The following is a 17,427-nucleotide window of genomic DNA, read 5'->3' as shown; positions in this document are numbered from 1 at the left end:
GCGTCTGAGGTTTGTAAAAATCAGCCTAATACCATTTACATTAATTATATGTCTAATTGATTATCACGTTATAATCATGAAGAACATGCATAATCCCAACATCGCTGCCTTAGTTAAATCAAAGAAATGCGCATACGTTTGCGCGAATCCGTGTGTGCCGCTCATAAAGTTATTACAGACTGCTCTTGGCGTTCACTGGCTAGGTTAGTTAACACTTAACTGAGGCGTTAAAGTGTATCTCTTTGATGGGTGAGGTGCGTAAAGAGCATTTCATATTTAGTTGCAGTTGCTAGAGATAGGTTTTAACCGACGTTTCTAATGAGCCATTACTTGTTAGTGAGCCTATATATTTCGGTAGTCGTTGGATTGGTCAAGATAAGCGCACCGAACACAACAAAGTGCGCTTAAATTGATTGAGGCTTACTGGGTGTGTTCTGAATGCTTACGGTGGAGTACTTCGAGTAGTTCATCTTCGAGTTCGAAGCGAGTTTCCATGTTATGGGCAAGCTCAGATAAATCTTTATCGAGTTGATATAGCACGAGATCGTCTTGGGTTTCGGCATATTTATCGTTGAAGTCTAATGCCGCATTCGTGGTTGGGGTGATCTTTGGCAATACTTGTTGCGCGAGCGTTTTGCTCGATTCGCCATACTCACTACAGGCATTAACGACTCTGTCATAGACTTCGAAATGTCCTTCTGAGACATAGTCGACTAATAAGTCACAGAAAGATTTAACGTGTTCGAACGAGGGCAGCGATTTTTCTGATTTACCGTAAGGCGGAAGTCCGGCAATTTGGCAGTAATGCACTAACAGTTTTCGACGGTTTTTTAGCCATTGATCAATAAGCTTATTTGAACCGCCCCACTTCTGTTCTGCTTTTTCGAGTTCTCTCAGCATGATGCATTCCATTTAAGTGCCAGCACATAACTCTAATGTAGGGACAAGTCGCTAATCGATCAACTCTTTTCATGCGAATTTGCGTGAATGACGAAATGGACAAACCAGCTGTTTTGCATCAAAAAATGCAAATAAAAAGCCCAACGATAGAAACCTATCGTTGGGCGAGTAAAGTTTATAGCAGGCTCGATGCGACGAGCTTCTTGATTGTTCTTGCTAGCGCAGACTTTTTATACCAAAGGCTGGGAACCGACGCAACTTTTTTCTGTCTGAGTGTGACTTCGTTACGAATAAATGAGCAGTATGTTATCTGGATAACATTTTCCGGTTTATGTGGTCAAATCGACGCCAGCGATGGGGAATAGCTCACATAAATTAGCACATAAAGGTTACATTATTCGCGTAAATGCTAAACTACCGACCCAGCGGATCTCAATAAGACTAGGAACCAAGCCCAATGGCAGAATTAAAGAATGATCGTTATTTACGCGCCCTACTAAAAGAGCCAGTCGATGTGACCCCTGTGTGGATGATGCGTCAAGCTGGCCGTTATCTTCCTGAATATAAAGCTACGCGCGCACAAGCGGGTGACTTTATGTCTTTGTGTAAAAACCACGAGCTTGCCTGTGAAGTCACGCTGCAACCTCTACGCCGATATGATCTTGATGCGGCGATTCTGTTTTCCGATATTTTAACTGTGCCTGATGCTATGGGTTTAGGTTTGTATTTTGAGGCGGGTGAAGGCCCACGTTTCGAGCGCCCTACAGACACTATCGATGCAATTAAAAAGCTATCAATCCCAGATCCAGAAGATGAGCTTGGCTATGTGATGAAAGCCGTGAGCACTATTCGCCGTGAGCTTAATGGCGCAGTGCCGTTAATTGGCTTTTCTGGCTCGCCATGGACCTTAGCCACTTATATGGTTGAAGGTGGCTCGAGCAAAACTTTCGAAAAAATTAAAAAGATGGCTTACGCTGAGCCAATGGCATTACACATGCTGTTAGACAAGCTAGCTGATTCAGTGATCTTATACCTGAATGCCCAAGTCGCCAACGGCGCACAATCTTTGATGATTTTTGACTCATGGGGCGGTGCGTTATCGCACTCAGCTTATCGTGAGTTCTCTTTACATTACATGCAGAAGATTATTGATGGTCTGACACGCTTTGCCGATGGCCGTAAAGTGCCAGTGACGCTGTTCACTAAAGGCGGCGGTTTATGGTTAGAAGCCATGGCAGAAACAGGTTGTGATGCGCTCGGTTTAGATTGGACGGTAGACATTGCCGATGCCCGTCGCCGTGTAGGCCATAAAGTGGCCCTGCAAGGCAACATGGACCCTTCAATGTTGTATGCCCCTATTCCACGCATCGAAGAAGAAGTGCGCCATATCCTAGCAGGTTATGGTGAAGGTACTGGTCATGTATTTAACTTAGGCCATGGTATCCATCAGCATGTCGATCCTGAGCATGCTGGCGCCTTTATTAAGGCGGTTCACGCACAATCAAAGCAATACCATAAGTAATTTTCAGATTTGCGAAAACTGGCCCGCTTGCGGGCCAGTTTTATTTCTGACATTTAGAGTTGATAAAATTGAAAATTTCTCGCGCAGCTATCTTTATGGATTTGCCTTTATGGATTAGCGTATGCGGTGGTTTATCTCGTCGGCAAGCTTAATGAGTATTACGTTAAAAAAACAACTTCAGTACTCTCTTGTTACACCTGATTTATCGTATAGGGTCTGGATAAAATAAATGTCGTCAGTGTTTATTAATCAATTTAATGTGTTAAATCAAAGCGCTTAAGTTGATTTAATTGCATAATAATGTCTACTTTAGCAACGACTAAAGCTAAGTGATGTTTAATACTATTCGCAAATGAGATATGTTGCATGGCGCAGTGAAGGATTATGCGAAGCCGTCGATCGATTTAGTCATAATAAGCCGTGGTATGAGATGCACATTGGCAAGAAAATATTGGTATTTATTGCGGGCTTTTGTCTCCCTGCGGTGGTAGTTGTCTCCTATTGTCTGGGTTGTTGGTATGACCATCGCGTCGAGCTATTGCGCCAAGACAGCGCTAACCGTGAGCTTGCTAATATCCAGCAGCAGTTTCACATTGATGTCGACCGCTTAACCTTTCTCACGAATATCTACGCCTTACCTTTGTCTCAGTTAGACGAAGAGCAACTTAAGAAACTAGAATCCTCGTGGCACGATAGTTCTATGTCGGCCAACCTCAGTTGGTATATTTTACGCCAAGGCGAGCTGCACACTTTTTTCCCCAATGCACATCCTTTTTCCTCTGATAAGCTGCAGGAAATCGCCAGCGCTATCATCAATGCTAATAAACCCAGTGTGGCAGGCGCTTATTTGATTGGTGAGCAGACTTATGTCATCACCGCCGTGGCTTCTGCGCCTAATGAGTCTGTGCTGCTAGTGCGCCAGTTGACTAATAATGACTTACTAGAGTATGCGCAGGCCTTATTGGTGACTAAAGTGACTATGAGTCACTCTAACGCTGTCACGGCAAGTGTTGAGGGCGTTCATAGTGACACCATTGAAATCCCCAGCCTGTTAAAAGACAAACCTGTTTACCTGCAAGTGCAGTTCTCCGAGGGTCCGTTCCAAGAGGTGAAATTTAAGCTCGATTGGGTATCGCTCGGGTTTATTCTTTTTGGCGTATTTATTGTTGGCCTTGGCTATATTTGGCTGCGCTCAGGTTTACTCAAACCCTTTAAAAACTTGATGCGGCAATTGGCGCTGGTCGATCCTATGTCCAGTGTCTATCAACCTGTCACCAGTGAGGGTAATGAGGAATTAGAAGTGCTTGCCAGCCGCGTTAATAGCTTGCTGGCCAGAATTTATCAGCAGAAAGAGCGCGCGAAAATCACCTTAGAATCTATTGCAGAGGCGGTGATTTTAACCGACGTCGATGCCAAAGTGATTTATATGAATCCGCGGGCCGAGTCGCTTCTGGATGTCGCCAGTTGTTATGCCATAGATCAGAGCCTTGCGAGCCTGTTAAAGGCTGGCGAACAGTTGAATCAGGCGGTCTTCACTTGTATTCGTCTTGGCGAGTCATCACCACAGGTCGAGAAAATCAAGTTATTGACCGCTACGCCGCGGATTATGGAACGCAGCATTAGTAATTTGCGCAATCACGATAAGGTCATTGTCGGCACTGTCGTGGTATTGCGGGATATCACTCAAGAAGAGTTACTTAAGCGCCAACTTCAAAAAAGAGCCAATTTCGACAGCATTACTGGGCTGCTAAATCGTCAGGCGTTTGATGAACAGCTCCTTCAATTTGCTGCCTCAGCTAAAACCATCGCCGTTTGTTATCTCGATTTAGAGCAATTCAAGTTGATTAACGACAGCTGTGGCCATACTGCAGGCGATCGTATGCTCGCTATGGTAGCTAAGGCTATGCAGGCTTGTCTTGGGCCACAGGAGCTATTGGCGCGCCTTGGTGGCGATGAGTTTGGTTTAGTGATTTGTAATCGCAGTGCTTTATCTGTGGCGCAATTACTGAAGCAAATGATCGCACAAGTCTCGCTGCAAGTGCTGAATGACAAAAACTGTAACTATAAAGTCGGCCTCAGCATAGGTGTCGCCTTTGGTCGTGCGCCCTATATTGATGCACAAGAATTATTGAAAGACGCGGATATTGCCTGCATTGCCGCTAAAGCTAAGGGCGCCAATCAAATTCATTTTTACGATGATAAAGATAAAGAGCTCACTTACCAAAGAAACGCGCCTAAGTGGGCGGTACGTATCGCGCAGGCGATTGAAGAAAACGAGCTAATTCTGTATTACCAACCGATCCGTGGGTTAGGCAGTGGTCCGCAGCGACAACGCATGGAAATCCTGCTGCGAATTCAAGAACCCTGTGGCCGTATTTTGGCGCCTGCGCAGTTTATTGCCGCGGCTGAACGCTTTAAGCTGATGCCTGACATAGATAAAGAAGTGATCCGCAAAGCCTTTTTATGGTTATCTTTGCACCCGGTGCTTTGGCCTGAACACTGTATTTCGATCAACCTTTCGGGCAATAGTTTAGGCGCCGAAGGTATGGTGGAATATATCGCCCAGCAGCAGCATATTTTTGATATTCCAAGTCAATGTATTTGTTTTGAAATTACTGAAACCACCGCGATCCAAAATCGCAATCGTGGTATGGAAATGTTGAAGCAGTTACGTAAGCTCGGTTTCTCGTTTGCTTTGGATGATTTTGGTAGTGGTTTCGCCTCTTACGGCTATCTGCGTGAATTACCTGTCGATTATGTCAAAATCGATGGCTGTTTTATCAAGAATCTTGCCGTGAACGCTAAAGATTACGCCATCGTTAAATCGATTCAGGATGTTTGTCGGGTTATGGGGATCGAGACTGTTGCTGAATTTGTTGAAAATCAGGATATTATCGACAGATTATTGAGCATCGGCATTAACTACGCGCAAGGTTATGCAATAGGGCGCCCACAACCCTTAGCTAATTATCGTGAACAATATGAGATGAGGCTTGCACAACGTGCGTGAAGGATTGCGCTTTTAGCGTGATTATGACAATTTAGCCAAAGGCGTAATTAACATAGCGATAACAAAGGAATGACTATGGATGGACTCACTGGTAAGGTCGTGATCATCACTGGTGCCTCAGAAGGTATTGGTCGGGCACTCGCTGTGGCAATGGCGCGAATGGGCTGCCAGCTTGTGATCAGTGCGCGCAATGAAACACGTCTCGCCTCACTCGCCTTAGAAATCGCTAATTATGGTTTACCTCCCTTTGTATTCGCTGCCGATGTTTCTCGTGCTGAACAGTGCGAAGCCTTGATTGAAGCCACGGTCGCGCATTACGGACATCTCGATATTTTAATTAATAATGCCGGCATGACCATGTGGTCACGGTTCGATGAGCTTACTCAACTGTCTGTACTCGAAGACATTATGCGGGTGAATTATCTTGGACCTGCGTATTTGACCCATGCCGCTTTACCCCATTTAAAGGCCAGTAAGGGCCAAGTGGTCGTTGTGGCCTCAGTCGCTGGATTAACGGGCGTACCCACTCGTAGCGGTTATGCTGCATCTAAACATGCCGTGATTGGCTTTTTCGATTCACTGCGGATTGAGCTCGCGGACGATAATGTGGCAGTGACGGTAATTTGCCCTGATTTTGTGGTGTCACAAATTCACAAACGCGCCCTTGATGGCGCGGGTAATCCTTTAGGCAAGTCACCGATGCAAGAAGCTAAGATACTGACGGCCGAGCAATGCGCCAATATGATGTTACCTGTGATTGCGACTCGAGGCCGACAATTTATCACTTCACTTCGCGGTCGTTTGGGGCGTTGGCTTAAGCTGATCGCACCAGGTTTAATCGACAAAATTGCCCGCAGGGCGATCGCCTCCGGGCATTAAAATCTTTGCCACTACAAGCTATTTACCACTCTTATTGAGATGCTTAATGATTGACTGTTCAGCCTCGCTTTGCGTTGCTTTTTCCCCTTGTTTGTCGATAGTGGCAGTGGCCATATGACCTGTCATATCCTCTGCAATATGAAACCAATCTGGATGCCAGTAAAAACTCTTCCCTTCTAGCGTTCCCCAGTTGTGCACACCTGATTTTTCGCCTTGATAAATAAGATCTTTTATCGAATAACCCATATATTTACCTCATTAATTTCATGATTGTTAAAAATATAAGAAGTTAAATGGTGCACGTCATCTGAGCCTAGGTATGTGCTTTAGGTCACATTTTTCGGGTAAAAATAAACCCCGCCAGAGCGAGGTTTATCAGTTGCGTTAGTATCTTAGCGCGATTAAGGCTTAGTGCACTTATGGTTTAGTGCACTGGGTTGGCGAACCCACGCCTTTCCACTGTGTTGTGCCATCAGTGAGTGACAGTGGCACAAAGGTTAAACCTTGGCTCATGTTCGCTGGCGGCAAGTCGGTTTCTAGCTCATACATGCCCATGGGCATAGTACCCGAGATCGCATTAGCGACCGTTTGCACGGCTGCAAGGCTTGAGTAGCGCAGACCCAACATATCAAAGTGGCTACGCCAATCTTTGCCTGTGAGCTGACTCAAAGACACCAGCATAAAGTCGTTGCCGGGGATATCTTTCACGGTTTTTCCGCCGTAGACACTATTGCCGTCAAACGGAAATTGGCTAAAGCCCAGTTTGCTGCGGTTCGCTTCCCAATCACTGGCGTTATTGGCATATTTGCCGAAAATACGACTGTGTTGATACAGCAAGGTAAAGAGATTAAAGCCATTGTTCAGCATGGTGCCATCGCTCAGCGTCATGCCGTGAGCCTTAAGCGCCATTTGGATGTAAAACGCCATGCGATAACCGTTATGGACAGCATAAGTATTGCTGGCCCAAGGCGCAGTGTATCTGTCTTCACCAGCATCGAGTACCTTACAATTGGCGCCAAACACTACGCGTTTACCACTAGTGTCAGTTGTACCCGCGGCATCGGACATAAACACATAAAAGAGGTCTTTGTGGTTCATGTGACCATCGATCACTGTGCCTGTATTGCCATCGCGCAGATAATGGGTTTTCCACTTCACTACATAAGGGAAGATATTGTTGGAGTTTTCGCCAGCGCGACTACTATAACCTGCCCAGTTGTCACTATTGTTTGCCGCGGCATATTGCACATTGAGGCGGTTCGTTTGCAGATTATGGCCTAACTCATGGTTATCACCCCAGCCCGTTGGGTCGATATTCCATGCCGCATCCCAAGGATTACCACTACAACCGGCTCCGCACTGGGCATTTTGGTCATAATTGGCGTGTTGAATAATAGTGCGGGTATGCAGACTATTGTCGATACAGTCGTCGCCAAACAGTCCTTTGCAGGCCGCCAGCACATCGGCGGGTAAGGATTCACTTAGACTCTTACCTTGAATTTTAAGGCCAGCTAAGGTGTAAACGCTGTTTATATGGTCATCGACAATACTTTTGAGTAGCGCGTTGACATCGGGCACATTGCCGCCGATGGCGTTTAAGAAGCGGTCGCGACGTAGATGCTGCTCTGCACCATCGGTGCGCAAGTCCACATGGGGTAATTCGGTATTCTGAATGCGTTCGTTAAAGGCCGCGATTTCAGCTGGATTGGAGAAATTCATAATGGTCGGATATTTAGCGACATGCTCAGCGTTGACATCAACACTTAACGCGCCATCAACACTCGAAGCATCACCATTGATGTATAGATAAATCGGCCCGCCGTAGGGGGAGGAAAACTCAATACTTTTCCCTTGCGCTAAGCGCAGGCGTTGCTGCGTCAGCTCCAAGGGGCCGCGATAGACTTTCTGCTCATAGGCGCGGTTAGTGTTACGTCTGTGGTAGTTGAGTTTGATCTCCACATTTGCAGCGCTGCTATCGAGACGAGTCAGCTTAATGGTTTGTCCTGGCAGTGCATACCAGCCCGTGGTCGTCCATTGGCCTGCATAGGGCACGCTAATGGTTTTACGTTCAGTGACAGTCGCAGGATAAGCGTAGTGCGCATTGCTGCCCTTGCTGAGGTTAGCTCTGTCGGTAACATATTCACCTAAATCTGGCTGGGCTAAGTTATGGGTACGGGCATAGCTGACGGTCCAATCGGCAAACAGGGCTTGCTGCCATTGTGCGTGCTCGCTGTAGGCTATAGGGTAATCAATCTCGCTGCGATACTTATCGGCGAGTAACAGTCCGGCCTTCATCAAAGGGAAGTCTGTTTTGGTAAACACATCGATAGCATGGGTATCTAAGGTTTCGGCATTGCTGCGATACCAATCTGCGCCGGCTTTGAACGAGTCAACAAAGGCGGCAGCATTACAGTTGAGATAATTGCCTGTACAGTCGTTAAGCACTGAGGTATCGAAGCTTGCTTCATTGAGCTTGCCGAGCAAATTATTTACCTTGGTCAGGGCAGTATCTTCAGCCAATACATCAGTCACACTGAGGTCGCTGGCATTGAGCTTTGACCAATAATTACCTGAGGTTGAAAGCCCCATTTCAAGGTAAAGCGGCGATAGCATTGGGCTTTGATTGCGCCAGTAGTTTGAGAGCAGCAAGGGAATGTCCGCCGCTTTGGCCTTAGCGATAGCAGCTTTAATGCCTGCAAAACCGAGGGACTGACGGTCTATGTCACTAATCACTATCACATCGGGCTTGAGTGTGTCGATACAGTTGCTTAACTCACTGTAGTCACAGGTATTTGCCGCATTAATGCTATGGGCTGCGGGGTAGTTGTTTGCAAGCCAAGTGCGAATATCTTCGTTATGGGGAAAGTACCAACTGTCGGCTTTGCTCGGCATTTGGGTGGTCACTATGCTGAGGCCGTCGGTTTTATCGGCGCCTTTGGTCAGCCAGCCTAAAAGATTTTTCAGCAAAGTATCGGTTTGAGCTGAAGTGTTGACTGAAAAGAGATTTCCTCCCATGGCCGCATATCTTTGCCCTTGTTGCTCGCCTGCCATCACTAACCCGCGAACCGCGCTTGCGCCACTGCCATCCACATTCGATGGCAAAACAGTAAAAGTGTTCTCTGGCATAAAGCTCGAAAAGGTAATTGAGTCGTGAGTCGGGTGCCAAGAGATGCTGCTACCGACACCTTGATATAGCTGATTTATCTGGGCTTTACGTTTGATGTCGATACTAGCGAGTTTGGCGATGCTGAAATCAATTAACTCACTCGCACTGGCAAGCCTGTGGTCTTGATGCTTAATGGCATTTTCGGCGTTAGCAATAAATGTCGGCGTGACAGTGCAATCCGCCGTCATGGACGCAGTGGTGTAAGTTAGCGCATTGAGCGTGCCACCACAGCCAGTAATGCCTTCGAGTGCAAAGCCAATATCGGCAGTAATGCTAAAAATAGCGCTTTTACCCGACTCCACTTTTTGACTGCTTGGATCTAAGGCTCCGCCATTTGCTGACACACTACTAGCAATGTATTGCACCGGCGCGGGAGGTTGGACTGGCGGCTGAGTCGGTGGTGTGGTCGTGCCAGCATCTTCTGAGCCACCACCGCATCCGCTAAGCAGTATGGCGATGGAGGCGCACAGCAGTCTAATCCTCATTGTGAGTCCTTTATAGTTAGGTATTTAACATTTGGTTGACATTGTATCTTGCTGCTCCAATTTTCAATAGAATTAATTATGTAATTTTATTGAAAATCATGATGTTATATTTGACGCTCGTCAAAATTCAGGCACAAAAAAACCGGCTTCTGGCCGGTTTTTTAACGCGCCTAGCAATTAGTCTTGCTGTTCACGTGCAATCGCGCGGTAGCCAATATCGGTACGGAAATACACATCATCCCAGTGGATTTCATCAACCAATTTATAGGCCGCTTTTTGCGCTTCGGTCACTGTGTTACCCAGTGCTGTGGCGCAGAGTACGCGACCGCCGTTGGTGACTACGTGGCCGTCTTTCATCTCAGTGCCCGCATGGAACACTTTACCGTCGTTATCACCAAGGCTGAGACCGTCAATCACATCAAACTTGCGATACTCATCTGGGTAACCGCCAGCGGCTAATACTACGCCCACGGCTGCGCGCTCGTCGTATTCTGCTGTCACTTTATCTAACTCGCCACGGGTGGCGGCTAAACACAGTTCCACTAAGTCTGACTTTAACCGCATCATGATTGGCTGAGTTTCTGGATCGCCGAAGCGGCAGTTGTACTCGAGCACTTTGGCACTGCCATCGGGTGATATCATCAAGCCAGCATACAAAAAGCCTGTGTAGATATTGCCTTCTACCGCCATGCCATCAACCGTTGGACGAATCACGTTTGCCACAGTCCAATCGTGTACCGCTTGAGTTACTACAGGAGCAGGCGAGTAAGCACCCATGCCGCCCGTGTTTGGACCATAGTCGCCGTTATCGCGGGCTTTATGATCTTGGCTGGTCGCCATTGGCAGAATGTTTTTGCCATCGACCATTACGATGAAGCTGGCTTCTTCGCCTTTAAGAAATTCTTCAATGACCACGCGTGAACCCGCATCGCCAAACTTGTTACCAGCGAGCATGTCATCAATCGCGGCATCGGCTTCAGCTTGGTCTTGGGCGATAATCACGCCTTTACCTGCGGCCAAACCGTCAGCTTTGATGACCACTGGATAACCTGTTGTGGCCGTTAATTCACGCACGAAGGCTTTAGCGTCGCTGATTTCAGTGCAGTTTTTGTAACCCGCAGTTGGAATATTGTGGCGGGCTAAAAAGTCCTTAGTGAAGGCTTTTGAACCTTCGAGCTGAGCTGCCGCCTTAGTTGGGCCAAAAATCGGTAAACCTGCGGCATTGAATGCATCAACCACGCCCATCACTAATGGCGCTTCTGGGCCGACTATGGTCAGTTCAATTTTATGGGTTTTCGCAAAATCGAGCAGAGCAGGAATGTCGGTGGCGCTGATCGCCAGATTTTCAACATTAGGTTCTAGGGCTGTGCCCGCATTGCCTGGCGCAACATAGACAGTTTCAACTTGAGCCGATTGTGCAGCTTTCCACGCTAGGGCATGTTCGCGACCGCCGCCACCAATAACTAATACTTTCATGTTAAGTCATCCCTTAGAGTTTTATGTTCTGTGTAGGCACACTGTGGTCGAAACCAGAGTGCGGTAAAACAAAGAGTGGTAAAACAAAAAAGCAGCCAGTACTGATTGAGTGCTGGCTGCTTAGTGGCGATTAGTGACGGAAGTGGCGCATGCCCGTCATCACCATGGCCATGCCGTGCTCGTCTGCTGCGGCGATGATTTCAGCATCGCGCATTGAGCCACCCGGTTGGATGATGCAGCTAATGCCCGCAGCCGCAGCGGCATCGATACCGTCACGGAAGGGGAAGAAAGCATCGGATGCCATCACAGAGTTCACTACTTCTAAGCCTTCATCGGCGGCCTTGATGCCAGCAATTTTAGCGCTGTAAACGCGGCTCATTTGGCCTGCGCCGACACCGATAGTCATGCCGTCTTTGGCATAAACGATGGCGTTAGATTTAACAAATTTCGCCACTTTCCAGCAGAACATTAAGTCTTTCAGTTCGCTTGCAGTTGGTTGACGTTTAGAAACCACTTTGATGTCTTCTAAGCCGACCATGCCTTGGTCGCGATCTTGCACTAACAAGCCGCCGTTAACGCGTTTGTAGTCTAAGGTTTGGGTTTTAGTGTTCCACTGACCACATTCCAATAAACGCACGTTGGTCTTTTTCGCCACCACATCGCGTGCCGCTTGGCTGACGCTTGGGGCGATAATCACTTCAACGAATTGACGCTCAACGATAGCACTCGCCGTCGCTGCATCTAATTCGCCGTTGAAAGCAATAATGCCACCGAAGGCTGACGTTGGGTCAGTTTGATAAGCGCGGTTATAGGCATCGAGCAAGTCTTTACCTAAGGCCACACCACATGGGTTAGCGTGTTTAACGATAACGCAGGCGGGTTCCAAGAATTCTTTTACGCACTCAAGAGCGGCGTCGGTATCGGCAATGTTGTTGTAAGACAACGCTTTGCCTTGCAACTGAATTGCCGTCGCCACAGAGGCTTCATCAATTTTCGTGTCGACATAGAAAGCCGCCGCTTGATGGCTGTTTTCGCCATAGCGTAAGTCTTGCTTCTTCACTAATTGGGTATTGAACGTGCGTGGGAACTTAGAGTCAGCAAAGCATTCGTCCGTGCTGTGTGCAGGAACCATAGTACCGAAGTAGTTGGCGATCATGCCATCGTAACCTGCGGTGTGCTCAAAGGCCGCAATCGCTAAGTCGAAACGCGTCGCATGGGTCGTGCTGCCATTGTTAGCCGTCATTTCTGCCAGTACGCGTGAGTAATCGGCGGCATTAACGACTATGGTGACGTCTTTGTGGTTTTTTGCCGCTGCGCGCACCATAGTTGGGCCGCCAATATCGATATTTTCGATAGCGTCCTCTAAGGTACAACCGGCTTTAGCCACAGTTTCAGCGAAAGGATAAAGGTTAACCGCAACCAGATCGATGGCATTGATATTGTTGTCGGCCATCACGCTTTCATCAAGACCGCGGCGCGCCAAAATGCCGCCGTGCACTTTAGGGTGCAGCGTCTTAACGCGACCGTCCATGATCTCAGGGTGTCCTGTGTAATCAGATACTTCGATAACAGGCACGCCGTTATCCGCTAACAGGCGAGCGGTGCCGCCAGTTGATAACAGCTCCACACCTTGGGCGTGAAGTGCTTTGGCGAACTCGAGAATTCCGGTTTTATCTGAAACGCTTAACAGCGCGCGACGAATGGGTCTGGCATTATTTGCAGCAGTCATTTGGGTACAGGGTCCAGTTATTTTAGTTTCAAGGATCTTTCGGAAAACAGAACAGCCTTAGCGCTGCACCGCTTTCCAAAAGTCCCTTGGTCCTATTTTTACTTTATTAGCTAACTTTTTATCCCTTCATCACGGCGCGCGTATTCTAACGTAAAACTCGATTTACGGGTGTTTTTTCTGCGTGATTTCACAATATTCATATCAGAACAAAGTGACGTGACTCGGCCGACTTTATGTAAAGTATGAATTACCCCTTGACCTTGGAGTAGGCTCCAAGGTTTATACTCGCATTATTGAGTTGTATGCTGGAAACTCCCCCTGAGTTGGGCGCGATTTCGCAAAGGATGAAGACATGTATCGTATTGGTGAACTGGCGGATTTGTGTGAGGTGAAAGCCGACACGTTGAGATTCTACGAGAAGCACGGTCTGCTCGCGCCGTCGAGCCGTACCGAGTCTGGCTATCGAGTGTATACCGAGGCCGATGCCGCGCGACTGCGTTTTATCTTACGGGCGAAGGCCGTGGGTTTTACCCTCAATGAAATCAGTGAATTGCTTTCAATTGAGCTTGATAAATCTAATCGCGTCTGCGCCGATGTGAAGGGTATGGTCGATATTAAATTGGCCCAAGTGCAGGCCAAAATCGCCGAGCTGAATCATTTTCAAACCAGTTTACAAAGTCTGTCCGATGCCTGTTGTGGTGGACCCCGTAGCGCCGAACATTGCTCGATTTTAGAGGCGTTGGAATCCAGTACTGAGCGGGTACGCGTTGAGCATCATTCTCACGATGGAAATCAGCACGAAACGCATCAGCACAAAGCACATCAAAATGAGTCGCACCAGCATACTCACGGCAAAACAATCCATGATGAGTCAGGGAATTAATTATGTTACTGAAGAATTTTATTGATCTGTTTTTAGATTCGGCACCTTGGTTGTTATTAGGCCTGATTCTGGCTGGGCTTTTAAAGGTATTCGTGCCAATGGTGTGGATGCAAAAGCAGCTCGGCGGTCACGGTTTTAAAACCGTAGTGAAGGCGGCAATGCTCGGCGCACCATTACCTTTGTGTTCTTGTGGCGTTATTCCGGCCGCGGTAGGACTGCGCCGCGCTGGTGCCTCTAAAGCGGCTACCACCTCCTTTTTAGTGTCGACGCCAGAAACAGGCGTCGATTCAATCGCCGTTTCTTACGTGTTACTCGGCCCCTTTATGGCGATCGTCAGACCGATTGCTGCGATTACCAGTGCGATTGTGGCTGGCTTACTCGTTGGCCGCGATGACGACGATGGCAAACCAGCCGCTAAATCAGAGTCCAAGTTAGCTAGCGAAGCAGCGCCTGTGGCGGCTTGCTGCGCGTCGAAATCGGCGGCTCAGTCCCAAGCGGTTAAAGATGAACCGGTTAAAAGCTGTTGCTCACCTGCTAAGGAGTCAACTTTAGCTCCTGTTAAAGCGGCTGCATCCTGCTGCAGCACTGAAAGTCATAGTGAGCAGAAGACTGAGCCTAAGAGTGCGATCAAAATGACGCCTGTGGCTGCAACGTCTAGCTTAATGACGGCTCATGGCGGCAGTGTTGCGAACGTCGGCGTGATGAAAGCTGAGAAAACAGCTTCCTGCTGCGCTAGTAAAACAGCTGAATCTGTCACCCCTGAGAAAATCCTTGTGGTGAAAAAAGGTGCCTGTTGCGGTACTTCAAATAAAGCCGAGTCTGGAACACATGATCACAGTGCTCACGGCCATGGTTCTCAAACCCAAGGTGAAGCGGATAGCTGCTGCGCCTCGACTCAAGATATGGCGACTGAGTTAAAGTCGCAATCCGTCTTAAGCCGCGTCGGTATTGGTCTTAAATATGCGGCAACGGATTTAGTGCGTGACACTACCTTGTGGCTGCTGGTGGGCTTATTCTTCGCAGCACTGGTACAAACCTATGTTCCCGCAGACTTTTTGGCGCAATGGGGCGACGGTATCTTAGCCATGTTAGTGATGGTGTTGGTCTCTGTGCCTATGTATATCTGCGCGACGGCATCGACACCGATTGCTGCCGGATTATTGCTGGCGGGTGTATCACCGGGGGCCGTTTTAGTGTTTATGATGGCGGGCCCTGCGACTAATATTGCAACCTTAGGTGTGGTGGCTAAAGAGTTAGGCAAACGTGCGTTGTGGGGATACTTGGGCGGCGTGATTGGCGTGGCCTTAGTCGCGGGCATATTAGTCAATTATCTGGTGGATAGCTTTGGTTTTGTGGTGATGCCACAGATTGGTGAGCAGCACCAAATGTTACCTCAGTGGCTAGTGGCAACCTCTGGCATAGTGCTGGCGTTACTCATGGCAAAAGTGGTGTTTGAAAAGATCCCTAGAAGCTGGATCCGCCGCAACGATTGCTGTTCTTAATCGGCTCATATTCCGCTCAGTAATTATCGAGCGAATAACGAAAAATCCCAGTGTTAGGGCTAACTCTGGGATTTTTTATTCTCGATTGATGTTTTTGCTCGGGCTAAACCTAAGCTTAGTTGCCTTTTTTCACATCGATAAAGGGCAGAGTGCCTGTCGGCAGCATGGTCGTCGGTAGTTTGCCGTCCCACTTTTCCGCTTTGGTTAATTCAACTAAGTTTTGATTTTGTGCCAGCGCTTCGGCGCGGCTCTTAATTGCAGAGGCTTCTGCATCACCTTTGATACGAATACTTTCGGCTTCAGCCTTAGCGCGGGCTAATTGCGAGTCGGCCTGTGCTTGCGCTTGGGTGACGGCAATTTGCGCGCTGACGCGTTCTTTCTCTAGATTCTGCAGTTGAGTTTGCACTTCGACTTCGGCGCGCATTCTGTCTTCGACGGATTTTTCATAGGCGTTGGAAAAGTCGATATTCTCAATCTGCACTGAGTTGATTTCCACCGGACCTTTGATCGAGTTAGTGATCGCGCTGGTCACATCAATACCGAATTTGATCCGCTCTTGTACCACAGAAATCGCCGTGTATTTACCGAAGATGTTTTCAACCTGAGTCGGCACTTGCCTGTCGAGCAGGCGCGTGACCATGGCATCGATACTTTTGAAGTTAGCATACACTTCTTCGACGCGGTCTGGCGGTACGCTAAACGTCACCGATGCGTTAAGTGTCGCGGGTTGTTGATCGCGGCTATAGGCTTGCAGCGAGGTATAACTGGTGGTGTGCGTTTGGGTTGAAATCTTCACCACAGTGTCTATCAGTGGGATTTTAAAACCCAGCCCAGGTTCTGCAGTTCCGATAACTTTACCGTTGCGCAGCAGTACGCCACGTTCACCTTGGTCAACCGTATACCAACTGCCAAATAAAGAGATAAAGAGGATTAACAGAATAACGATGGGGATAATCTTGCTGAGGCCGATTGAGCTCGGTAGATTGAGTTCATTTTTAATCATTTAGCTTCCTTTGCTGATGTCATAGTAATGAGCTTGAGGGTGAATCGGATTGTTTATCTTGGGACAAGACTATTAACACGAAATGTATCTTAATGGTTAACAACTGGCAATGACAAGGCAGAAGTGTTGCCTATTTGTGATTTGAATACCATAAACCATCCTTACAGTGTAAATCTTATTGCGAATTATTATCACCAAGGCTAGAGTCCCGAAATTAAAATTCTTCCATTGCTTTCATGTGCTTATCTTTTTACATGATGTACAGCAAGCATAGGCAAATGGACTCGAATGCTAACGCTTTGTAGTGAGAGGATAACATCCCGTGTTGCAACTTATATTCCTGTTGTCGACGCTTCTGGCCTGCTTGTTATTTTATTTAACGAATAAGCAGCAAAAACTATTTGCAAGCTCCCTTCCTAAGCGGCCTTGGCGTTTACTCGCTTACGGTGTTGCCTTTGTCAGTCTTATCGGTTGGCTTAGCCTCTTTACCCTTAGCGCCGCAATTTTTATTTGGTTAGCCCTGTTGATGTTATTGATGGGGTTAGTGCCTTTTATCTCACTTTTCGGTCGGAAATAACTCATGGTACGTTTAGCTGAACAGGATAAATTGCAACCCGATTGGTGGACTAAGTCACTGGCTGGATTGATTTTAGGATTTACTTTAGCACTTGGATTGGTGGGGTTATTTGCCTGGTTTGGCCCAGGCGGCATCGATGCCGATACTAAAGTGCAGTTCAACATGTGGCTGATTACGCCTATCTGGTTATTGATCTTAAGTTTTAGCTTTATGTTTAAAACCGGACTCAGGGCAATTGGCTACTTGGGCTTGTTTAACGTTTTGACTTATATAGTGTTATATATCTTTAGGTGAC

At 47.5% G+C, this 17,427-nt stretch carries 13 protein-coding genes; 7 read left to right on the top strand and 6 right to left on the bottom strand.

The genetic code is table 11. The annotated features are described in order from the left end of the window. Positions 1-420: 420 nt before the first annotated feature. On the bottom strand, positions 421-900 hold the full coding sequence (locus tag FW758_RS19440; protein WP_006079903.1) for an Rsd/AlgQ family anti-sigma factor: 480 nt from the start codon (positions 898-900) through the stop codon (positions 421-423). 457 nt (positions 901-1,357) lie between these two features. Between FW758_RS19440 and hemE the strand changes: the two genes are divergently transcribed. From hemE to FW758_RS19425, 3 genes are all read left to right on the top strand, one after another. Then, on the top strand, positions 1,358-2,422 hold the full coding sequence (gene hemE / locus FW758_RS19435; protein WP_446446248.1) for a uroporphyrinogen decarboxylase: 1,065 nt from the start codon (positions 1,358-1,360) through the stop codon (positions 2,420-2,422). Between the two features lie 430 nt (positions 2,423-2,852). Then, complete coding sequence (locus FW758_RS19430) at positions 2,853-5,432, top strand: putative bifunctional diguanylate cyclase/phosphodiesterase (RefSeq protein WP_446446249.1); 2,580 nt, start codon at positions 2,853-2,855, stop codon at positions 5,430-5,432. A 75-nt stretch (positions 5,433-5,507) separates the two neighbouring features. After that, positions 5,508-6,311 (top strand): SDR family oxidoreductase, encoded by an 804-nt coding sequence (locus FW758_RS19425; RefSeq protein WP_012090367.1) that lies wholly within the window; start codon positions 5,508-5,510, stop codon positions 6,309-6,311. Between the two features lie 18 nt (positions 6,312-6,329). Here the strand turns inward: FW758_RS19425 and FW758_RS19420 are convergent, their stop codons facing one another. From FW758_RS19420 to purH, 4 genes are all read right to left on the bottom strand, one after another. After that, positions 6,330-6,557 carry a hypothetical protein gene (locus FW758_RS19420; protein ID WP_006079908.1) on the bottom strand — a complete coding sequence of 76 codons (228 nt, stop codon included), beginning with the start codon at positions 6,555-6,557 and terminating at the stop codon, positions 6,330-6,332. A gap of 171 nt (positions 6,558-6,728) precedes the next feature. Further along, entirely contained in the window at positions 6,729-9,962 is a 3,234-nt protein-coding gene (locus tag FW758_RS19415; RefSeq protein ID WP_446446247.1) for an ImpA family metalloprotease, read from the bottom strand. A 177-nt stretch (positions 9,963-10,139) separates the two neighbouring features. Further along, on the bottom strand, positions 10,140-11,438 hold the full coding sequence (gene purD / locus FW758_RS19410; RefSeq protein WP_446446246.1) for a phosphoribosylamine--glycine ligase: 1,299 nt from the start codon (positions 11,436-11,438) through the stop codon (positions 10,140-10,142). Between the two features lie 130 nt (positions 11,439-11,568). After that, a complete protein-coding gene (gene purH / locus FW758_RS19405) occupies positions 11,569-13,167 on the bottom strand; it encodes a bifunctional phosphoribosylaminoimidazolecarboxamide formyltransferase/IMP cyclohydrolase (RefSeq protein WP_012090362.1) in 1,599 nt (532 codons plus the stop codon). A gap of 352 nt (positions 13,168-13,519) precedes the next feature. Here purH and zntR point away from each other — a divergent pair, with 352 nt between their 5' ends. Next, a complete protein-coding gene (zntR, locus tag FW758_RS19400; RefSeq protein ID WP_115333766.1) occupies positions 13,520-14,050 on the top strand; it encodes a Zn(2+)-responsive transcriptional regulator in 531 nt (176 codons plus the stop codon). Between the two features lie 2 nt (positions 14,051-14,052). After that, complete coding sequence (locus tag FW758_RS19395) at positions 14,053-15,552, top strand: SO_0444 family Cu/Zn efflux transporter (RefSeq protein WP_446446245.1); 1,500 nt, start codon at positions 14,053-14,055, stop codon at positions 15,550-15,552. Between the two features lie 115 nt (positions 15,553-15,667). Here FW758_RS19395 and FW758_RS19390 read toward each other — a convergent pair whose 3' ends face one another. Continuing rightward, complete coding sequence (locus tag FW758_RS19390; RefSeq protein ID WP_006079914.1) at positions 15,668-16,555, bottom strand: prohibitin family protein; 888 nt, start codon at positions 16,553-16,555, stop codon at positions 15,668-15,670. 322 nt (positions 16,556-16,877) lie between these two features. Here FW758_RS19390 and FW758_RS19385 point away from each other — a divergent pair, with 322 nt between their 5' ends. Further along, a complete protein-coding gene (locus tag FW758_RS19385) occupies positions 16,878-17,132 on the top strand; it encodes a hypothetical protein (RefSeq protein ID WP_106648299.1) in 255 nt (84 codons plus the stop codon). A gap of 3 nt (positions 17,133-17,135) precedes the next feature. Next, a complete protein-coding gene (locus FW758_RS19380; RefSeq protein WP_446446244.1) occupies positions 17,136-17,426 on the top strand; it encodes a hypothetical protein in 291 nt (96 codons plus the stop codon). Position 17,427 lies beyond the last annotated feature (1 nt).

The organism is Shewanella sp. 1180_01 (assembly GCF_052850535.1).
The sequence above is the reverse complement of the archived record's forward strand: the minus strand, read 5'-3'. Positions and strand labels throughout refer to the sequence as shown.

Coding starts and splice junctions, on each gene's coding strand:
- FW758_RS19440 (WP_006079903.1), bottom strand. CDS start 900: ATGCTGAGAGAACTCGAAAAAGCAGAACAGAAGTGGGGCGGTTCAAAT.
- hemE (WP_446446248.1), top strand. CDS start 1,358: ATGGCAGAATTAAAGAATGATCGTTATTTACGCGCCCTACTAAAAGAG.
- FW758_RS19430 (WP_446446249.1), top strand. CDS start 2,853: ATGCACATTGGCAAGAAAATATTGGTATTTATTGCGGGCTTTTGTCTC.
- FW758_RS19425 (WP_012090367.1), top strand. CDS start 5,508: ATGGATGGACTCACTGGTAAGGTCGTGATCATCACTGGTGCCTCAGAA.
- FW758_RS19420 (WP_006079908.1), bottom strand. CDS start 6,557: ATGGGTTATTCGATAAAAGATCTTATTTATCAAGGCGAAAAATCAGGT.
- FW758_RS19415 (WP_446446247.1), bottom strand. CDS start 9,962: ATGAGGATTAGACTGCTGTGCGCCTCCATCGCCATACTGCTTAGCGGA.
- purD (WP_446446246.1), bottom strand. CDS start 11,438: ATGAAAGTATTAGTTATTGGTGGCGGCGGTCGCGAACATGCCCTAGCG.
- purH (WP_012090362.1), bottom strand. CDS start 13,167: ATGACTGCTGCAAATAATGCCAGACCCATTCGTCGCGCGCTGTTAAGC.
- zntR (WP_115333766.1), top strand. CDS start 13,520: ATGTATCGTATTGGTGAACTGGCGGATTTGTGTGAGGTGAAAGCCGAC.
- FW758_RS19395 (WP_446446245.1), top strand. CDS start 14,053: ATGTTACTGAAGAATTTTATTGATCTGTTTTTAGATTCGGCACCTTGG.
- FW758_RS19390 (WP_006079914.1), bottom strand. CDS start 16,555: ATGATTAAAAATGAACTCAATCTACCGAGCTCAATCGGCCTCAGCAAG.
- FW758_RS19380 (WP_446446244.1), top strand. CDS start 17,136: ATGGTACGTTTAGCTGAACAGGATAAATTGCAACCCGATTGGTGGACT.